12 protein-coding genes are annotated in these 13210 nt (G+C 57.8%); 8 read left to right on the top strand and 4 right to left on the bottom strand.

Going from position 1 to position 13210, the window contains the following annotated elements; genetic code table 11:
- Positions 1-77: 77 nt before the first annotated feature.
- From L4923_RS14735 to rfbB, 8 genes are all read left to right on the top strand, one after another.
- Positions 78-1190 carry a DegT/DnrJ/EryC1/StrS family aminotransferase gene (locus L4923_RS14735; RefSeq protein WP_239366305.1) on the top strand — a complete coding sequence of 371 codons (1113 nt, stop codon included), beginning with the start codon at positions 78-80 and terminating at the stop codon, positions 1188-1190.
- A complete protein-coding gene (locus L4923_RS14740) occupies positions 1187-1900 on the top strand; it encodes a WbqC family protein (RefSeq protein ID WP_239366307.1) in 714 nt (237 codons plus the stop codon). The genes L4923_RS14735 and L4923_RS14740 overlap by 4 nt, the downstream gene beginning before the upstream one ends.
- Entirely contained in the window at positions 1900-2874 is a 975-nt protein-coding gene (locus L4923_RS14745; protein WP_239366309.1) for a glycoside hydrolase family protein, read from the top strand. Before L4923_RS14740 ends, L4923_RS14745 begins: the two co-directional genes overlap by 1 nt.
- Positions 2871-3827 (top strand): glycoside hydrolase family protein, encoded by a 957-nt coding sequence (locus tag L4923_RS14750; RefSeq protein WP_239366313.1) that lies wholly within the window; start codon positions 2871-2873, stop codon positions 3825-3827. The genes L4923_RS14745 and L4923_RS14750 overlap by 4 nt, the downstream gene beginning before the upstream one ends.
- A gap of 95 nt (positions 3828-3922) precedes the next feature.
- A complete protein-coding gene (locus tag L4923_RS31095) occupies positions 3923-4273 on the top strand; it encodes a GNAT family N-acetyltransferase (RefSeq protein WP_239366316.1) in 351 nt (116 codons plus the stop codon).
- Positions 4270-5028: a class I SAM-dependent methyltransferase gene (locus tag L4923_RS14760; protein ID WP_239366319.1), complete on the top strand. Its 759-nt coding sequence runs from the start codon at positions 4270-4272 to the stop codon at positions 5026-5028. The genes L4923_RS31095 and L4923_RS14760 overlap by 4 nt, the downstream gene beginning before the upstream one ends.
- A gap of 93 nt (positions 5029-5121) precedes the next feature.
- Positions 5122-6048: a glucose-1-phosphate thymidylyltransferase RfbA gene (gene rfbA, locus L4923_RS14765; RefSeq protein ID WP_239366322.1), complete on the top strand. Its 927-nt coding sequence runs from the start codon at positions 5122-5124 to the stop codon at positions 6046-6048.
- 9 nt (positions 6049-6057) lie between these two features.
- Entirely contained in the window at positions 6058-7095 is a 1038-nt protein-coding gene (rfbB, locus tag L4923_RS14770; protein WP_239366324.1) for a dTDP-glucose 4,6-dehydratase, read from the top strand.
- A gap of 93 nt (positions 7096-7188) precedes the next feature.
- Here rfbB and L4923_RS14775 read toward each other — a convergent pair whose 3' ends face one another.
- The 4 genes from L4923_RS14775 to L4923_RS14790 form a co-directional block, all read right to left on the bottom strand.
- On the bottom strand, positions 7189-8181 hold the full coding sequence (locus L4923_RS14775) for an NAD-dependent epimerase/dehydratase family protein (RefSeq protein ID WP_239366326.1): 993 nt from the start codon (positions 8179-8181) through the stop codon (positions 7189-7191).
- A gap of 112 nt (positions 8182-8293) precedes the next feature.
- Positions 8294-11755 carry a chromosome segregation protein SMC gene (gene smc / locus L4923_RS14780; protein WP_239366327.1) on the bottom strand — a complete coding sequence of 1154 codons (3462 nt, stop codon included), beginning with the start codon at positions 11753-11755 and terminating at the stop codon, positions 8294-8296.
- 60 nt (positions 11756-11815) lie between these two features.
- Entirely contained in the window at positions 11816-12556 is a 741-nt protein-coding gene (locus L4923_RS14785) for a DsbA family protein (RefSeq protein ID WP_239366328.1), read from the bottom strand.
- 143 nt (positions 12557-12699) lie between these two features.
- Positions 12700-13197 (bottom strand): DUF721 domain-containing protein, encoded by a 498-nt coding sequence (locus L4923_RS14790; protein WP_239366329.1) that lies wholly within the window; start codon positions 13195-13197, stop codon positions 12700-12702.
- Positions 13198-13210: the final 13 nt, after the last annotated feature.

Below are 13210 nucleotides of genomic sequence, written 5' to 3' on the forward strand. Positions count from 1 at the left end.
GCGTGCCATACCCCTAACCTGGGCGACTTGACGCAGGGACGCGATATGATAAGCGGGCACGGGGAATATCGAGTTCCATGAGCAATAACAACATCTTCGTCACGCGCCCATCGTTGCCGCCTTTAGACGAATTTATCCCATATCTTTCCAGGATATGGGAAGCGAAGCAGCTGTCGAACGGTGGCCCATTTCACCGGGAGTTTGAACTTGCCCTCGCTGAGTACTTCGACGTTGAGCAGGTGAGCCTATTCACGAACGCCACGATTGCTCTCTTGGTTTCCCTTCAAGCAGCTGGGGTAACTGGGGAGGTGATAACGACCCCCTTCTCATTTGTAGCCACGTCAAATGCAATCGTGCTTGCCGGTGCGGAACCTGTCTTTGTTGACGTCGATCCCCGCAATCTCAACATTTCCGCCGAACAGATCGAAGCCGCGATTACGCCCAGAACTTCGGCAATCTTGCCGGTGCATTGCTATGGCAACCCTTGTGATGTGAAGGCCATTGAGGACATCGCAAAGCGGCATGGCCTGAAAATAATCTATGATGCTGCCCATGCATTTGGGGTACGGCATGAGGGTTCGAGCATTCTCAAGGCTGGCGATATGTCTGTCTTGAGCTTTCATGCCACGAAGGTATTTAATACTTTCGAAGGAGGTGCCGTAATCAGTCGAGACCTAGCGACCAAGACGCGTATCGATGAAGTCAAGAATTTTGGTCTGGTTGATGGAATTCAGATGCCGACAGTCGGTTTGAACGGCAAGATGAGCGAATTCAACGCTGCGTTAGGCCTGCTACAACTCAAGCATGTTGGCAACGACATCAAAGCCAGGCAAAGGGTTGCTGCGATCTACGCCGATAGGCTGGGTTCTGTCCCCGGCATCAAATTCCCATGTGGCGTCAATGGTCCTGCAAATGGGGCCTACTATCCGATCTTGATTACCGACGGTTTTGGCCAAACGAGAGATGAGCTTTTCGAAACGCTCAAGACGAATGGCATCATTTCGCGGAAATACTTCTTTCCCCTCATTTCGGATATGGAGGCCTTTCGAGCGAACCCTTCGGCAGACCCAACAAATTTACCGATAGCAAAGCGAGCGGCGAGCCAAGCTATCTGTTTGCCGATCTATGCTGACATAGACAGAAAAACGGTCGAATATATTTGCGACCTCATCACCGCAGCCGCCAAATGACGCTCGCGGCGCCAGTCGTTGCAATCATGCAACCGTATTTTTTGCCATACATGGGCTACTTCCAGCTGGCGGCGACGGCCGACAAATTCGTGATCTACGACAACATCAAGTACACAAAAAAAGGTTGGATCAATCGCAATCGGCTCCTCGCCAACGGCGAGGAATCAATCTTCAGCCTCCCTATACAGAAAGCCTCAGACAGCGCCCCGATAGGTGAACGCGAGTTGGCAGGGAGTTTCGAGAGAACAAAGCTGCTTAACCAATTCCGTGGCGCCTATACGCACGCACCAGCTTTTGCGGATTTCTTTCCCGTGCTCTGCGTCATCGTCGAGTTTCCAGATAACAATCTATTCCGATTTTTGTGCCATTCAATTCAGCAGATCTTCAACTATCTGGAGATTCGCGCTCCACTCATAACATCGTCTTCCCTTTCAGTCGATCCCGAGGCAAGGGGAGAGAAACGTGTCATTGCCACCTGCCTTGACCTCGGCGCCAAGACCTATATCAACCCTATCGGTGGGCTAGAACTTTATTCGGCACGGGCGTTCGAAGCCGCCGGGATGACCCTTAAGTTCCTGCGCCATGTCCCGCGACGCTATCCCCAGAAATCCGTCAATTTCATAGCGAACCTTTCGATCGCGGACGTACTGATGTCAGTGCCCCGGAGAGAGGCGCAGAACATGATCCAAAAAGATTACGAGCTGATTTGATGGAGTTTCTCTGGTCAAAGATCGGACTGATATTCTCACCCCGCCGGCTAACCGACCGGCCGTTGTGGATGAATGCTTTTGCTCAGGCGCCCTCAACAATCATCCACGACGAATTCGTGCGAGTATATTTTTCCTGCAGGCCGCCCCCTGAACCGAATGGCCAATTCAGCAGTTACTCCGCTTTCGTCGATCTCGATCGTCGCGATCTCACAAGGATCGTTAGAGTCGCGGATCAACCAATCCTCCCCTTGGGGGAACGCGGCACATTCGATGAGTTTGGTACGTATCCGGTCTCGGTCATTCGCGACGGCTCAGCTATGTTTGCATATTATGGTGGCTGGACGCGCTGCGCCTCCGTTCCGTTCGATGTCGCAATCGGCTGCGCTCGCAGCGATGACGGAGGCCGTACATTCAGGAAACTTGGCCCAGGCCCCGTGCTGAGCGCTGCACCGGATGAGCCGTTCATCCTGAGTGGCCCGAAGATCCGGCGCTTCAACGATCAATTGCATCTTTTCTACATTGCCGGCCGCCAGTGGAAGATCCACGACGAACGGCCCGAACCGATTTACAAAATCCGGTCTGCCATATCCTGCAATGGTGTGGACTGGGAGAGACTCGGGCGAGATCTGATCCCGTCCCGGATTGAACCGGACGAAGCGCAAGCAAGTCCCGATGTCATTCGCATTGGTGACAAGTACCACATGTTCTTCTGTTATCGCAGAAGCGCCAACTACCGCGGTAGCGAGGGTGGCTACCGGATTGGTTACGCATCCAGCACCGACTTGATCCATTGGAAAAGGAATGACGACCTAGCCGGCATCGCGCCCAGCGACACGGGATGGGATGAGCAGATGGTCAGCTATCCTCACGTGTTCGAGGTCGATGGACAAATCTATATGGCATACCTCGGCAACGACGTCGGAAGAGAAGGCTTCGGGCTCGCGAAACTCGAGCGATATGGATTGTCAAAATGAGGTTGCATAAGCTTGGCAAAATTTTTGATCCCATGGACCATGACCTTGTCAGCGGTGGCGTGGGGTTTGCACAGTCTCCCCAAGTGCTGTTACTCGAAGATAGGATCCGGATATACTTTTCGACCCGCACGCGAGACGCGTCTGGTAAGTTTCTCAGCCATATTGCTTTTGTTGATTTCGACCGAACACTTAAGAATGTTCTGGATGTCTCCCGACACGAGGTGATCCAACTCGGCGCGTTGGGCACATTCGACGAACATGGGATTTTCCCACTTAGCCCATTCCAAGATGGTCTCTCAATTCACGCCTACACAACAGGATGGAGTCGTCGTGTCTCCGTGTCCGTCGAAACAGCAGTCGGATATGTCAGAAGCGACGACGGAGGACGGACCTTCAGCAAACCGCTGGGCGCCGGTCCAATCCTTACGCCGGTACCGGACGAGCCGTTTCTGGTGGGCGACGCTTTTGTCAGGCGCTTCGAGGATGCCCTCCACATGTGGTACATTTTCGGTATCGCTTGGAAGGCAAACGAACAGTCGATCGAGGCTGAGCGCGTCTATAAAATCGGGCATGGAACCTCGGCCGACGGCGTTGTCTGGCGAAGAGAAGCAGGTGTTCCGATCATCGCGGATGCCTTAGGCCCCGATGAATGCCAGGCGCTTCCCACGGTTATCCGCTTCGACGGCGCCTATCACATGTTCTTCTGCTTTCGCGAGGCGTTCGGCTTCAGGACTGGTGCGGGGCGTGGTTATCGTATCGGCCATGCCGTTTCAGTCGACCTGCAGCACTGGTGTCGAGATGACACGACGTTTCTGCCTGGAAGCGGTAGTGAGTGGGACAGTGACATGCAATGCTATCCGCATGCCTTTATACTGGATGGGAAAGCGCTGCTTCTCTACAATGGAAACGAATTTGGTCGATACGGCTTCGGCCTGGCAGAGATCGTGGCGTGAGCATCGCGATTACTCACAACAAGGCGCCCCTCGCAGACATAATCAGGCACCTCAAAACCTGCAGTTCGTCATTCATCCCTCCCTTGGGAGACAGGGTGGACATCGAATCTTATGCAGTAAAACTCCACGAGCGCGCCGAACGCTTCGAGGCATGGACGAACGTTGACCTTGTCGGTCTAGTCGCAATCTATATCGATTGCGCCACGGCTGTGGCGTTTGTGACGAATGTTAGCGTCGACCCCGCGCTGCGCCGCACCGGTGTGGCGTCATCGCTGATGATGCAAGCTATTGATTTTGCAGCAAACGCAGGATGCACAATAATGGAACTCTCGGTCAATGAACAGAACGAAAGCGCAGTGGCAAGCTACAATCGGCTCGGTTTCCGGCGAACACGACGTCAGGGCCTGACGATATCAATGCAACGATCCCTGGGGACATCAGCATGAGTCAAACGCGGGACTTTAACGCAGAGCTAGCAGACACCAGCGATCATAAATATGCCTACGACTTCGATTTCGACGTCATGCATGGATTTATGCTGAAGTCGTTCGAGCCATTTTTCGTCAGCGGCTCTCTGCTAGAGCTCGGCAGCCACAAAGGAGAATTCACGAAGCGTATCGTTGATCGCTTCGATGATATCACCTGTGTCGAAGCGGCAAACGAAGCACTTGAGATTGCGCGTTCATCCCTTCCCATGCACCTGAAGTTCGTCCATTCCACCTTCGAGGAGGCGGAACTTCCAAAACGCTACGACAATATTCTGCTGACCCATGTGCTGGAGCATCTGGATGACCCTGTTGGCGTGTTGAAGCGAATAAACTCGGAATGGTTGTCAGAAAGGGGCCGCCTGTTCCTCGTGTGCCCGAATGCCAATGCGCCATCACGACAGATCGCGGTGAAAATGGGACTGATCACTCACAACGCAGCGGTCACCCAAGCGGAGGCCAATCACGGTCATCGATGCACATACTCCCTGGATACGCTTGAGCGCGACGCGCGAGCAGCAGGGCTTCGTGTCGTCGAGAGGTCTGGAATATTCTTCAAGGCCCTGGCCAACTTCCAGTGGGATCAGGCTATCGGGGCAAAAATCGTTTCGAAAGAATACCTTGAAGGGTGTTTCGAAATTGGGAAGATCTACCCTGACCTATGCGCAAGCATCTTCCTGCTGTGCGAAGCAGGTTCGCATCCGTCCCTGAGTTAGGCGCAAAGATTGAACTAGTATACTCTATGCAGATATCCTCTGCATGAATTCGAATTTTGGTCAAAATCGGTATTCCTGTGAGGGCGAAATCAGGTGCTAAACAAAAGAACAGATAAGATAAAAATCACACGCCGCAAGGGAATCGTCCTCGCTGGGGGAAAAGGCAGCCGTTTACTCCCACTTACGCTGGGCACTTCCAAGCAACTGATGCCGATCTTTGACAAACCGTTGATTTACTACCCACTTTCTACACTGATCATGTCAGGGGTTCAAGAAGTCCTTTTTATCTCCACTCCTCACGACCTACCCTCATTTCAACGGCTTCTCGGCGATGGATCAAAATGGGGAATGATGTTCAACTACGCCATTCAGGACCAGCCACGTGGCATCGCCGATGCATTCCGCATTGGCCGTGACTATCTCGACGGCGAACCAAGTGTTCTTATCCTTGGTGACAATATCTTTTTTGGTCACGGCATGCAGGCGGTTCTAAGCCACGCCGAAACCCGTTCCGGTGCAACGATTTTCGCAAGCCTCGTTCGCGATCCACACCGCTTCGGCATCGTGGAGCTGAACGCAAACTACGACGTGATCGGTCTGGAGGAAAAGCCGGCCGCGCCAAAATCTCACTGGGCTGTGACTGGACTTTATTTTGTCGACGGACGCGCACCTGATTTCGCCGATGAGATTGAGTGTTCATCCCGCGGCGAGTTGGAAATCCTCTCGCTGCTAAACCATTACCTCCAACGCCAGCAACTTGGAGTCGAGATCCTTCACCGCGGCTATGCCTGGTTAGACGCTGGAACACACGAAAGCCTACATCAGGCGTCGGATTTTGTGAAAACTCTGCAGGACCGGCAGGGCCTCCTAGTCTGCTCCCCCGAGGAATTGGCGTATCGAAACGGATTGATTTCCATCGATCGATTGGCTGAACTTGCTGATGAACAGAAGCAATCGACCTATGGTGAAGCCTTGATGACGATCGTTCGGCAAGAACGCGATGATCTTTCCAAGCGCTGAGAGGTAATAGTGCACGAACGCGCGCCCAGACGTATACTTGTAACCGGTGGTGCCGGGTTCATTGGCTCCGCCTTATGCAGGCGGCTAATTGCCGAAGGTTATACGGTCTGCAATGCAGATAAATTAACCTACGCGTCTAATCTAGCAAACTTGGCTTCAGTAGAAACTCATCCTGCTTACAGCTTTGTGGAATTGGACATTGTAGACAACCGGCCGCTACTTTCTGTTTTTCGAAGTTTCCAGCCCGATGCAGTGCTGCATCTCGCAGCTGAAAGCCACGTAGACCGTTCCATTTCCAACGCACCTATATTCGTCCAAACCAACGTCGTTGGGACGACCGTTATGCTAGACGCAGCGTTGACATATTGGAACGAAAATGGTCGTACGCCGACCTTTCGATTTGTTCATGTCTCAACTGACGAAGTATACGGCGATCTACCCTTGGAAGGTGGACGGTTCACGGAAGACACGCCATATAACCCGTCCTCACCCTATTCGGCATCCAAGGCGGCCAGCGATTTCATGGCGGCAGCATGGTGCCGCACTTATGGATTGCCCGTGGTAATCTCCAACTGCTCCAACAACTACGGTCCCTATCAGAACATCGAGAAGTTAATACCACTTATGATCGACAAGGCTGTCCGGGGAGAGCAGCTACCCGTTTATGGCAAGGGATTGAACGTTCGCGATTGGCTTCATGTAGATGATCATGTCGAGGGTTTGGAACGCGTCATGCTTTTCGGCCAAATCGGCAGCCGATACAATTTTGGTGGTGATAGTGAGCGCGCTAATATCGACGTGGTACACACCATCTGTAAGCACCTTGATGAAAAGCGCACCAAACCGAAAGGGTCATACGCAGACCAGATCGCGTACGTCACCGACAGGCTCGGACACGATTTGCGATATGCCGTTGATTCATCCCGAGCCCGCGAGGAACTGGGTTGGCGTCCCCTACGCCAATTTGAGGAAGGTCTTGGGGAGACAGTTGACTGGTATTTAGCGAATCAAGAGTGGTGCGAGGCCTCAAGACGAAAGCTTGGATAGAAGTGAGCGAGCAGGTCAGCGGATGCTGACATCCGTTTGCAACCGAATTCTGTTCGGACGACTGTTCCCAAACCTATCTCTCCGGGAGAGATGTTAGGTTCGCGCAGCTATGCGGTCCGGCCCCTGCCACTCGCTACGATACCAGTCTACGAACTTCCGCAACCCCTCCTCGATCGACGTGTTCGGCTTGAAGCCGATGGCGCGGTCGAGTTCGGTTACATCGGCGAAGGTGCGCTCGACGTCGCCCGGCTGCATCGGCTCGAACTGGCGCTTGGCCTCGACACCGATCAACCGCTCCAGCGTGTCGATAAACTCATCCAGCCGCACCGGGTTGTTGTTGCCGATGTTGTAGAGCCGTGCCGGCGGCAGTTCACCCACCGGTGGGTTGTCCAGGACTTTCACCACCGCTTCGACGATGTCGTCGATGTAGGTGAAGTCGCGCCACATCTCGCCCTGATTGAAAACACGGATCGGCTTGCCGGAAAGGATGGCCTTGGTGAAAAGCCAGTAGGCCATGTCTGGACGCCCCCACGGACCGTAGACCGTGAAGAAGCGCAGGCCCGTCAGCGGTATGGAATAAAGATGAGCATAGGTGTGGCTCATCAATTCGTCGGCCTTCTTGGTGGCCGCATAGAGCGAGGCGGGTGTGTCGACCTTGTCGGATTCGGAAAACGGTACCTTGTGGTTGCCGCCGTAAACCGAGCTGGAGGAGGCATAGACCAGATGTTCGAAATCAGGCTCTGCCCGGCAAAACTCCAGCACTTCCAGGTGGCCCGCAATGTTGGAGCGGATGTAGGCTCGCGGATTGTCGAGCGAATAGCGCACGCCGGCCTGGGCCGCGAGATGCACGACACGGTTGATACCGTGACCCGAGAGCGAGGCCAGCGCATTCTCTTCGGCAATGTCGAGCTTCTGGAACGAGAAGTGGTTGCGTGGAAAAAGCCGCTCAAGGCGCGCCTGCTTCAGCGCCGGATCGTAATAGTCGTTCAGATCGTCGACGCCGATGACCTCCTCGCCTCTGTCGAGCAAACGGTGGCAGACATGGCTGCCAATGAAGCCGGCCGCGCCGGTGACGAGTATGGGCAAAGACGTTCTCCGTGACCGCCGGCTCCTACCAGGCAAGCCGACCGACGGTGAGTGCTACCACTGAGATTGGCGAAAATCCAACTGCGTAGATACGCATGCCATGAAGCGTGGATCAGCTGGCTTCACGCATCGCCTCTGCCGCCTGCAGGTCGACCGAAACCAGCTGGCTGACGCCTTGCTCCGCCATGGTGACGCCAAACAGACGATCCATGCGCGCCATGGTGATCGGGTTATGGGTGATGACGACGAAACGCGTCTCCGTCGACGCCGACATCTCGTCCATCAGATTGCAGAAACGTTCGACATTGTGGTCGTCGAGCGGCGCGTCGACCTCGTCCAGCACGCAGATCGGCGCCGGATTGGTCAGAAAGACAGCAAAGATCAACGACATCGCGGTCAGTGCCTGTTCACCGCCGGACAACAGCGTCATGGTCTGCGGCTTCTTGCCGGGCGGGCGGGCCAGAATCTCGAGACCTGCCTCGAGCGGGTCTTCTGATTCGATCAGTTGCAGTTCGGCGGTCCCGCCACCGAACAGATGGGTGAACAGACGCTGGAAATGGCCGTTGACGACTTCGAAGGCGGCAAGCAGGCGCTCGCGACCTTCGCGATTGAGGCTCTGGATGGCTTGGCGCAGCTTGCGGATCGCCTCGATGACGTCCTCGCGCTCCGAAACGATGGTCTCCAGCCGCTCGGAGAGCTCGCGCTGCTCTTCTTCTGCGCGCAGATTGACGGCACCGAGCCGTTCGCGCTCGATCTTCAACCGTTCAAGCTGGCGCTCGATCTCACCCATGTCGGGCATCGGGCTATCCGCCTCCAATCCGGTATGGCGGATGACCAGATGCGGCGGCGTGTTGAGCGCTTCCTGGATGCGAGCCTCGACCTCCTGCCGACGCTCGTCGGCGGCGGTCAGCCGTTCCTCGGCGCGCACGCGCGCTTCGCGGGCTTCGGCAAGCGTGGTGATGGCGGCGGTCGCAGCCTTGTCGAGCTCGGCCTGGCGGTTTTCGGCCTCCTGCAGACGATCAGCCGCATTCTTGCGCAGCGCCTCGGCTTCCGAAAGCTGCGACAGCAGCGCGCGGCGACGCTGGTCGAGCTCATCGGGCGCATCGGCCAGTTGCTCGCGTTCGGCCGCAGCTTCTGCCTTGCGTTCACCAAGCGAGGCAATCTGGGCGGAGGCATTTTCTGCCCGCGACAACCAGTTGCTGCGTTCTCCCTGGATGGCACCCAGGCGGCGGGTGCGTGCCTCCGCCTCGCGCTTCAGCCCCTCATGGACGGCACGCGCATCGGCGAGTGCCGCACGATCGCGCGAAACATGGGCGGCTGCCTGTTCGAGCCTCGACTGCAGGTCGGCAAGGTCCGGAGCGTCCTTCAACTGCTCTTCCGCCTCGACATGGATGGCGGAGGCTTCTTCATGTGCCTCGACGATACGAGCCCGGGACTCGGTCAGCGCAGCCCGCCGCGTCGTGAACTCGCCGGCCGCTCTTTCAGCCTGAACCAGCGCACTGTGCGCAGCGTCGAGCGCATGCTGCGCCTCGCGCCAAGCCTGGCGCGCTTCCTTTTCAGCTTCCACAGCGGCACGCAGACCAGCTTCGGACTTGGCAAGGGTTTCCTCGGCGGCGCGCACGACACGCGTGGCTGCGACAGCTTCCGCGTCGAGTTCGGCCAACCGGTTCTTCTGCGCCAAGCGCTGCGCAGCCGGCGTCGGCGCGTCGGCACTCGCCGTGAAGCCATCCCAGCGCCACAGAGCACCCTCGCGGCTCACCAGACGCTGGCCGGGCGCCAGCAAGGCCTGAAGACGCTTGCCGTCGCCTCCCTCAACGATGCCGATCTGCGCCAGGCGACGGGCCAGCTGTCCCGGCGCCTTGACGACGCTGGCGAGACTGCGAACACCTTCCGGTAAAGCGGGGTCGCCCGCCTGCACCTCGCCATCACCCCAGTGAACGGGGGCACTGCGGTCCAGCGGCACATCGAGATCTTCGCCGAGCGCCGCACCAAGGGCGGTCTCGAAGCCGCGTTCGACGCTGATCTGTTCCAGAACAGCGGGGAAGAGATCGCCACCACCAGCCGAATTCAGGATCTTGGCCAGTGTGCGCGCTTCCGTCTCGACACGAGCGAGTTCGGCCTTGGCCTCCTGCAACGGACCGCGTGCGGCTGCCTCTGCGCCACGCGCCTCGATCACCTGCTGTTCGGTCTCCAGTGCCGCAGCCTCTGTAGCGGCAAGCGCTTCCGTCGCTTCCTCGACGAGGATCTTTTTCTCGGCCGGATCGGCAAGAGCCGCGATGCGCTGGCCGACTTCGGCAAGCTCGCGATCGGCATCGGCAAGCTGGCGGGCGAAACGATCGCGGCGTTCGGCGGCCTCGCGCAAGGTGCGCTCGATCTGGTTGCGTCCAGCAGCGGCTTCAGCGCGCTCCGCGGTCAACTTGGCCAGTTTTTCTTCGCTTGCCGCCAGCGTCGCGGTCGCCTGCTCGAAGGCTGCGCGGGTATTGGCCTCCCGCTCGGCTGCGCCGGCGTTTTCAGCATTCAGCGTGGTCTCTTCCGCTGCCAGCCGCTCCAATACGGCAGCATTGTCACGCACCATGCGCTCTTCACGCTCGATGTCGGCGTCGAGCTGCTGCAGACGCCGGTCGAGTTCGGTCTGGCGGGCACTGATACGGCCCGCTTCTTCCTCGATCTGCGACTTGGCAATCGAGAGGCGCTGGAAGGCAGCTGCGGCCTTGGCCTCCGCGTCACGCAGATCCGGCAAGCGATGGGCGCTGATGGCCTGTTCTTTGGCGGCATTCATTTGCGAAGCGGCGCGGTCGCCGACCAACGCGGTCGCCGTGGCAAGCGCCGAGCGCGCTTCGGCTTCCTGCCCCTTGGCCAGCGTCCAGCGCAGATGCAGCAGCGTGGCTTCGGCCTTGCGAATGTCAGCGGAGAGGTTCTTGAACCGCGAAGCCTGACGCGCCTGGCGCTTCAAGCTTTCGATCTGGCTTTCCAATTCGCCGACGACATCGTCGAGCCGCTCGAGATTCTGCTCGGCGCCCTTCAGCCGCAACTCCGCTTCATGGCGGCGGGTGTGCAATCCGGAAATGCCGGCAGCTTCTTCCAGCAGCGCGCGGCGCGCCTGAGGCTTCGCCTGGATCAGTTCGCCGATGCGCCCCTGCCCGACCATCGAAGGCGAACGGGCGCCGGTCGACTGGTCGGCGAAGAGAAGCTGCACGTCCTTGGCGCGCGCTTCCTTGCCGTTGATGCGGTAGACCGAACCCGCCTCGCGCTCGATACGGCGCGAAACCTGCAGTTCGTCGGCATCATTGAAGGCCGACGGCGCCGTGCGATCGACATTGTCGAGAAAAAGCGTGACTTCGGCCGTGTTGCGGGCCGGCCGCGTGTTGGAGCCCGAGAAGATGACGTCGTCCATGCCGGACGCGCGCATGTTCTTGTAGGAGCTTTCGCCCATTACCCAGCGGAGAGCCTCCACAAGGTTGGACTTGCCGCAGCCATTCGGCCCGACGATACCGGTGAGGCCCCGTTCGATAACGAACTCACCGGGTTCGACGAAGGATTTGAAACCGAGCAGGCGCAGCCGCGAGAATTTCATTCGCGCAGCCCCGTACGGGCGCTCGCGCCGAGCCGCTGCCGCCCCGGCGTTGCCGGAACGTCAGAGCTGAGGGTCGATGATGGCCGACAGTTCCTCAATCGACAACGCACCCTTGTAGGTCTGACCGTTGATGAAGAAGGTCGGCGTTGAGTCGACCTTGAATTCGTCCGCGCCGCGCTTCTGCACCGATCTGACTTGGTCCAGAAGTTTCTGGTCCGTCAAGCAGGCGTTGAAGCTCTCCTGTGTAAAACCGGCCAGCTTGGACAATTGGAACATGGCATCCTTGACGTTTTCGGCCACGGCCCAGGTCTGCTGCTGCTTGAAGAGAACGTCCACCATCGGGAAATAATTGTCGCCAGCGCAGCGTGCCAGCATGAAGCCGGCTTCGGCGCGCGGGTCAAACGGGAACTCGCGGAAGATCAGCCGCGCCTTGCCGGTGTCGATATATTTGGTCTTGAGCGCTGGTAGCGTGGTCTCATGGAAATGCGCGCAGTGTGGACAGGTCATCGAAGCATATTCGACGATCGTGACCTTCGCGTCGTCCTTGCCGAGTTGCTTTTCTGGCAGCGCACCCGGCTTCAGGAGGTCGGCCATGTCGACGGAACCGGCGGACTGCGGCGCAGCCGCTGCCGGCTTGGCGGCTTCGGCCGGTTTCATCGCATCGGCAGGCTTGGTGTTCTCCGCCGTCTTGGCGGTCTCGGCTTCTGCCTCACCCGCCTTGTTGCAGGCAGCGAGAGCCAGCGCCGCGGGGGCGACTGCCAGCGTGGTCAGAATGGATCTGCGGGACAGAAGACGGGTCATCGAATCACCTGATCAGAACTTGGATTTTGCAACGGATATCTGAGAAAAAGCGAGAGTTCGCGGGAATTAAGGCATTGATGAGCCCAAGTCCAATCGCGAAAACCTGTTGAAACGATCACGAAAGCGCGAGAGCGCGGTGAAGTCTATTTGCGCTGGCCGAGGATGGAAGCGCCAAGACGTTCAAGCGAAGCCCGCAATTCCTCGTTCTCGACGCCGCTGACCACACGTTCAAGACGAGTCTTTTCCAGCGGCGTCAGAGGCCGAAGCGATCGAGCGGTGCGGCGTTTGGCCTCCGTCAGCGGCTTTTGAACGATGCGGATGCGACCGATAGCCTGGAACCCCAGGAATGCATTGACGCGACCGATGATCTCATCTGCCTGATGCTGCAGGTGAAGCGCTGCAACGCCTTGGCAGGCGACCACCAGCGCCGCCGGCTCGAACGGATCGTCCTCGTTCATACGGCGCGGCCATTGAATGCGCTCCGGCCGCGACGTGCCGGCCAGGCGCGGCCCGACGATCTCCTCCCAGGACTGGACAAGACCGATCGAGATGCCCGCACGCTTGCGCAGCACCGGTTCCAAGATACCGGTTGCGAGATCGCTGACCGGCACGGGATTGCCGTATGAAGGTTTCCCTGCCATGCGTTCTCCGTCA

This window comes from Terribium retamae (assembly GCF_022347545.1).
In the GTDB taxonomy this organism is placed as follows: Bacteria; Pseudomonadota; Alphaproteobacteria; order Rhizobiales; family Rhizobiaceae; genus Mesorhizobium; species Mesorhizobium retamae.

Bases quoted from the DNA above. Each gene is read 5' to 3' on its own strand.
- L4923_RS14735 (WP_239366305.1), top strand. From the start codon at position 78: ATGAGCAATAACAACATCTTCGTCACGCGCCCATCGTTGCCGCCTTTA.
- L4923_RS14740 (WP_239366307.1), top strand. From the start codon at position 1,187: ATGACGCTCGCGGCGCCAGTCGTTGCAATCATGCAACCGTATTTTTTG.
- L4923_RS14745 (WP_239366309.1), top strand. From the start codon at position 1,900: ATGGAGTTTCTCTGGTCAAAGATCGGACTGATATTCTCACCCCGCCGG.
- L4923_RS14750 (WP_239366313.1), top strand. From the start codon at position 2,871: ATGAGGTTGCATAAGCTTGGCAAAATTTTTGATCCCATGGACCATGAC.
- L4923_RS14760 (WP_239366319.1), top strand. From the start codon at position 4,270: ATGAGTCAAACGCGGGACTTTAACGCAGAGCTAGCAGACACCAGCGAT.
- smc (WP_239366327.1), bottom strand. From the start codon at position 11,755: ATGAAATTCTCGCGGCTGCGCCTGCTCGGTTTCAAATCCTTCGTCGAA.
- L4923_RS14785 (WP_239366328.1), bottom strand. From the start codon at position 12,556: ATGACCCGTCTTCTGTCCCGCAGATCCATTCTGACCACGCTGGCAGTC.
- L4923_RS14790 (WP_239366329.1), bottom strand. From the start codon at position 13,197: ATGGCAGGGAAACCTTCATACGGCAATCCCGTGCCGGTCAGCGATCTC.